This is a genomic window from Bradyrhizobium sp. P2_E8 (assembly GCF_056403875.1).
In genome coordinates this window covers 1-4,407 of record NZ_JBFUES010000654.1, presented here as the reverse complement: position 1 = coordinate 4,407, position 4,407 = coordinate 1, and the positions used below count along the sequence as shown (strand labels likewise).

The following is a 4,407-nucleotide window of genomic DNA, read 5'->3' as shown; positions in this document are numbered from 1 at the left end:
GAGTGGAGCTTGCCGCTGCGTTCCCTCCCCGCTTGCGGGGGAGGGAGTGCAGAGTGCCCGATCGCTACAAAAAGCTCTGGGGATCGACGTCCACCTCTAACTTCAGATTGCCCTTCGGCTTCGGGCAGACGGCGAGCCAGTTGCGCAGATAGTCCGACAGATCGAATCCGCGCGCCGATTTCACCAGGATACGGAAGCGGTAGCGGCCCTTGATCACGGCGAGCGGCGCTTCCGCCGGGCCCAGCACCACCACGCGCTCGTCGCGCGGCGCGAGTGCGACGAGGCGGCGGCCAAAGCCTTCCGCGCTCGGACGGTCGCCGGCCGAGATGATCAGGCTCGCGAGCCGGCCGAACGGCGGATACAGCGTGCGCTCGCGCAGATCGATCTCGCTGTCGTAGAAGGCCTCGCGGTCGCAGGCGATCAGCGCCTTCATCACGGGATGATCGGGCTGGTGGGTCTGGAGATAGCCGACGCCGCGGCCCTGCTCGCGGCCGGCGCGGCCGATCACCTGGTTGAGCAGCTGCCAGGTGCGTTCCGACGCGCGCGGATCGCCATTGGACAGGCCGAGATCCGCATCGACGACGCCGACCAGATTGAGCCGCGGGAAATTGTGGCCCTTGGCGACGAGCTGCGTGCCGATGATGATGTCGACGCGGCCCTCCGCGATCTCGGCAAGTTCGGAGCGCATGGTCTCGATCGAGGTGATGAGATCGCTCGACAGCACCATGGTGCGCGCCTCCGGGAACAGCGCCGCCGCTTCTTCCTGCAGGCGCTCGACGCCGGGGCCGACCGCGACCAGCGATTCCTCCGCCGAACAATTCGGACAGATATGCGGGCGCGGCATCGAGAAGCCGCAATGGTGACAGACCAGGCGCTGGCGGAAGCGGTGATCGACCAGCCAGGCATCGCAGATGGTGCAGGCGAAGCGGTGGCCGCAGGCACGGCACAAGGTCAGCGGCGCGTAGCCGCGGCGATTGAGGAACAAGAGCGCCTGCTCGCGCTTCTCGATCGCGGTCCTGATCTCGGAGGCCAGGCGCGGCGAGATGAAGCGGCCGCGCGCCGGCGGCTCGCGGCGCATGTCGATCGCCTCGATATGCGGCATGTGCTGGCCGCCGAAGCGCGAGGGCAGCGCGATGCGCTGATAGCGGTTCTTGCGCGCATTGACCTCGGATTCGACCGACGGCGTCGCGGAGGCCAGCACGATCGGAATTTTTGCGATATGCGCGCGCACCACCGCCATGTCGCGGGCGTGGTAATGCACGCCCTCGTCCTGCTTGTATGCCTGGTCGTGCTCTTCATCGACGACGATGAGGCCGAGATTGGCGTAAGGCAGAAACAGCGCCGAGCGCGCGCCGACCACGACCGGCGCGCTGCCCTCGGAGATCGCCGCCCAGTTGCGCGTGCGGGTGCGCGGGGTGAGCTCGGAGTGCCATTCGATCGGCCGCACGCCAAAACGCTGCGCGAAACGGTCGAGGAACTGGCCGGTGAGCGCGATCTCCGGCATCAGGATCAGCGACTGCCTGCCGCGGCGGATCGCCTCCGCCACGGCCTCGAAATACACCTCGGTCTTGCCCGAACCGGTGACGCCGTCGAGCAGCGCGACGTGGAAGGTGCCGTTGGCCGCGAGCGCGCGCATCGTATCGACTGCGGTGCGCTGGAGCGGTGTGAAATCCGGCCGGCCGTAATCCGGATCGGGGGCCGGTGGCGGCGGAGGCGGCGGCATCGGCTCGACCGTGAGCGTGCCTTCGTCCACCAGGCCGTCGATCACGCCGGCCGAGACGCCCGCCTCCTTGGCCGCCTCGGACTTGCCGTGCAGCAGCCGGTCCGACAGCACCTCGATCACGCGTTGCCGCGCCGGCGTGAGCCGCTTGGGGGAATCGCCGACCAGGCGCACGCCGGGGCGCACCCGCTCGGGGCCGAGATTCTCGCCCATCCGCAGGCACATGCGCAGCACCATGCCGCGCGGGCTCAGCGTGTAATTGGCGACCCAGTCGACGGCGGAACGCAGCTCGGGCTTCAGGGGCGGGAGATCGAGCTTCTCGTTGACCTCCTTGAGGCGATTGTGCAGGCGCGGATCGGGATTGGCGTTCTCGGCCCAGACCACGGCGAGCACCTCGCGGGGCCCCAGCGGCACGCCGACGAGATCGCCGGCCTTCAGCTCCATCCCGCGCGGCACCTTGTAGGAATAGGTCTGGTCGAGCGCGACCGGCACCAGCACGTCGACCATGCGGGTCGCGTTGGCGGAGGCGGCGCTGCTGCGGGACGTGTGGTCCATGAACTGAGAATCGGAACCCGGGGGCCTCAAGGCTAGCGCCGTGAGGCGGCCTTAGCGAACGATAAACGAGTGTGATGCGATATACTGTGCGGAATCACCACGTCCAGAGCGCATGAGCAAAGCGGCCGCCCCACCCATCGAGCTCGCCAGCGCCGATCCTGACATCGCGCAGGAGATGACGCGCTGGCTGTCGCATCTCGGCGCCGAGCGGCGGCTGTCGCCGAAGACGCTGGAAGCCTATGGCCGCGACTTGCGGCAGTGCCTGGATTTCCTCAGCAATCATTGGGGCGAGCGCGTCACGCTCAAGCGCTTCGCGGCGCTGGAAGCCACCGACGTGCGCGCCTTCATGGCGATGCGCCGGGCCGACGATATTGCCGGCCGCAGCCTGATGCGCGCGCTGGCGGGCCTGCGCTCGTTCGGCCGCTTCCTCGAACGCGAGGGCAAGGGCAAGGTCGGCGCATTGTCGGCGATCCGCGCACCGAAGGTCGCCAAGAGCCTGCCAAAGCCGCTGCCGATGGCGTCGGCCAAGCGTCTCGCGGACGCCGACGAGCGCGCCGGCGAGGACCGCGAGACCTGGATTCTGGCGCGCGATGCTGCCGTCATGGCGCTGCTGTATGGCTCCGGCCTGCGCATCTCCGAAGCGCTCGGGCTCAAGCGCCGCGAGGTGCCGAAGCCGGGCGAAGGCGACGTGCTCATCGTGACAGGCAAAGGCAACAAGACCCGCATGGTGCCAGTGCTCCAGAACGTGCTCGCGCTGGTGCAGGAATATGTTGCGATGTGCCCGTATCCGCTGCCGGCGGAAGGACCGATCTTCGTCGGCGCGCGCGGCGGTCCCTTGAGCCCGCGCATCATCCAGCTCGCGATGGAGCGGCTGCGCGGCGCGCTCGGCCTGCCCGACAGCGCCACGCCGCACGCGCTGCGCCATTCCTTCGCCACGCATCTGTTGTCGCGCGGCGGCGATTTGCGCGCGATCCAGGAATTACTCGGCCATTCCTCGCTCTCGACCACGCAGGTCTACACCGGCATCGATTCCGAGCGGCTGCTGGAAGTCTATGCGAGCGCGCATCCGCGGCGCTGACACACTGACGTCATAACTTCCTTGCCTCTTGCGCGTCGCCCGCGGTTCGGTCAATCGTGGGGAACCGAGGCAGGAGGGATTTATGAGCGCACATGAAAGCATGGAGCATGCCGAGCACGCCGAGCACGCGTCCGGCTCGAACAAGAAGATCGCACTTCTGATCGCCGTGCTGGCGCTGTTCCTGGCGATTTCGGAGACGCTCGGCAAGGGCGCCCAGACCGAATCGATCAGCAAGAACGTCGAGGCCGCCAATCTCTGGGCGTTCTTCCAGGCCAAGAGCATCCGCCGCACCGTGGTGCTGACCGCGGCCGAGCAGGGCAAGCTCACGCTCGCCGGCGCCACCGACGACGCCATGAAGGCGACGGTGCAGAAGCAGGTCGACGACTGGACCAAGACCGCGCAGCGCTACCGCTCCGAGCCCGAGACCGGCGAAGGCACCGAACAGCTCGCCGAGAAGGCCAAGCATGCCGAGCACGAGCGCGACGAGGCGACCGCGAAATACCATCACTTCGAGCTGGCGTCCGCCGCCTTCCAGATCGGCATCGTGCTGGCCTCGGCCACCATCATCACCGGCATGATCGCGCTGGCCTATGTCGGCGGCATCCTGACGCTGGCCGGCCTCCTCATGACCGCGCTCGGCCTGTGGTGGCCGCATCTGGTGCATTTGCATTAGGGGAGTGAGCCGCGCGCTTGAAGCCACACCAATGGTGTCATGCCCCGCGAAAGCGGGGCATCCAGTACGCCGCGGCTCCCGGTTCTCGCCTTGCTGTCTCTGGGATACTGGATTGCCCGCCTTCGCGGGCAATGGCACCGGATAAGAGCTAGCGCGCCTGGTGCACGCTCTTGCGGAAGCGCTGGATCAGGCGGAGGGTGCGGGAGGACCAGCCTTCGCCGTTGCCGCCGATGATCTCCTTGATGCGCTGCTTGACGGGGTCGACCAGCTCATGGGCCTTGGCGCGCAGCTTCATGACGAGATCGTAGAGCCGCTCGAACCAGTGCATCTCCATGAGCTTGTCGCGCGTCACGTCGAACACGAAGGCGGTGACGCCGACGC

Annotated in this window: 3 protein-coding genes and 1 pseudogene; 2 read left to right on the top strand and 2 right to left on the bottom strand. The window is 67.7% G+C overall.

Features of this window, described 5'->3' with window-relative positions:
• Positions 1-64: 64 nt before the first annotated feature.
• Positions 65-2,275 (bottom strand): primosomal protein N', encoded by a 2,211-nt coding sequence (locus AC1D00_RS28850; protein ID WP_477013001.1) that lies wholly within the window; start codon positions 2,273-2,275, stop codon positions 65-67.
• Positions 2,276-2,387: 112 nt separating this feature from the next.
• Here AC1D00_RS28850 and AC1D00_RS28845 point away from each other — a divergent pair, with 112 nt between their 5' ends.
• Both AC1D00_RS28845 and AC1D00_RS28840 read left to right on the top strand, forming a co-directional pair.
• Positions 2,388-3,353 carry a tyrosine recombinase XerC gene (locus AC1D00_RS28845; protein ID WP_477013000.1) on the top strand — a complete coding sequence of 322 codons (966 nt, stop codon included), beginning with the start codon at positions 2,388-2,390 and terminating at the stop codon, positions 3,351-3,353.
• Between the two features lie 82 nt (positions 3,354-3,435).
• Positions 3,436-4,026, top strand: a complete 591-nt coding sequence (locus tag AC1D00_RS28840) for a DUF4337 domain-containing protein (protein ID WP_135178814.1) — start codon at positions 3,436-3,438, stop codon at positions 4,024-4,026.
• A 148-nt stretch (positions 4,027-4,174) separates the two neighbouring features.
• Here the strand turns inward: AC1D00_RS28840 and AC1D00_RS28835 are convergent.
• A pseudogene (locus tag AC1D00_RS28835) lies at positions 4,175-4,407 on the bottom strand (hypothetical protein); the annotation flags it as partial.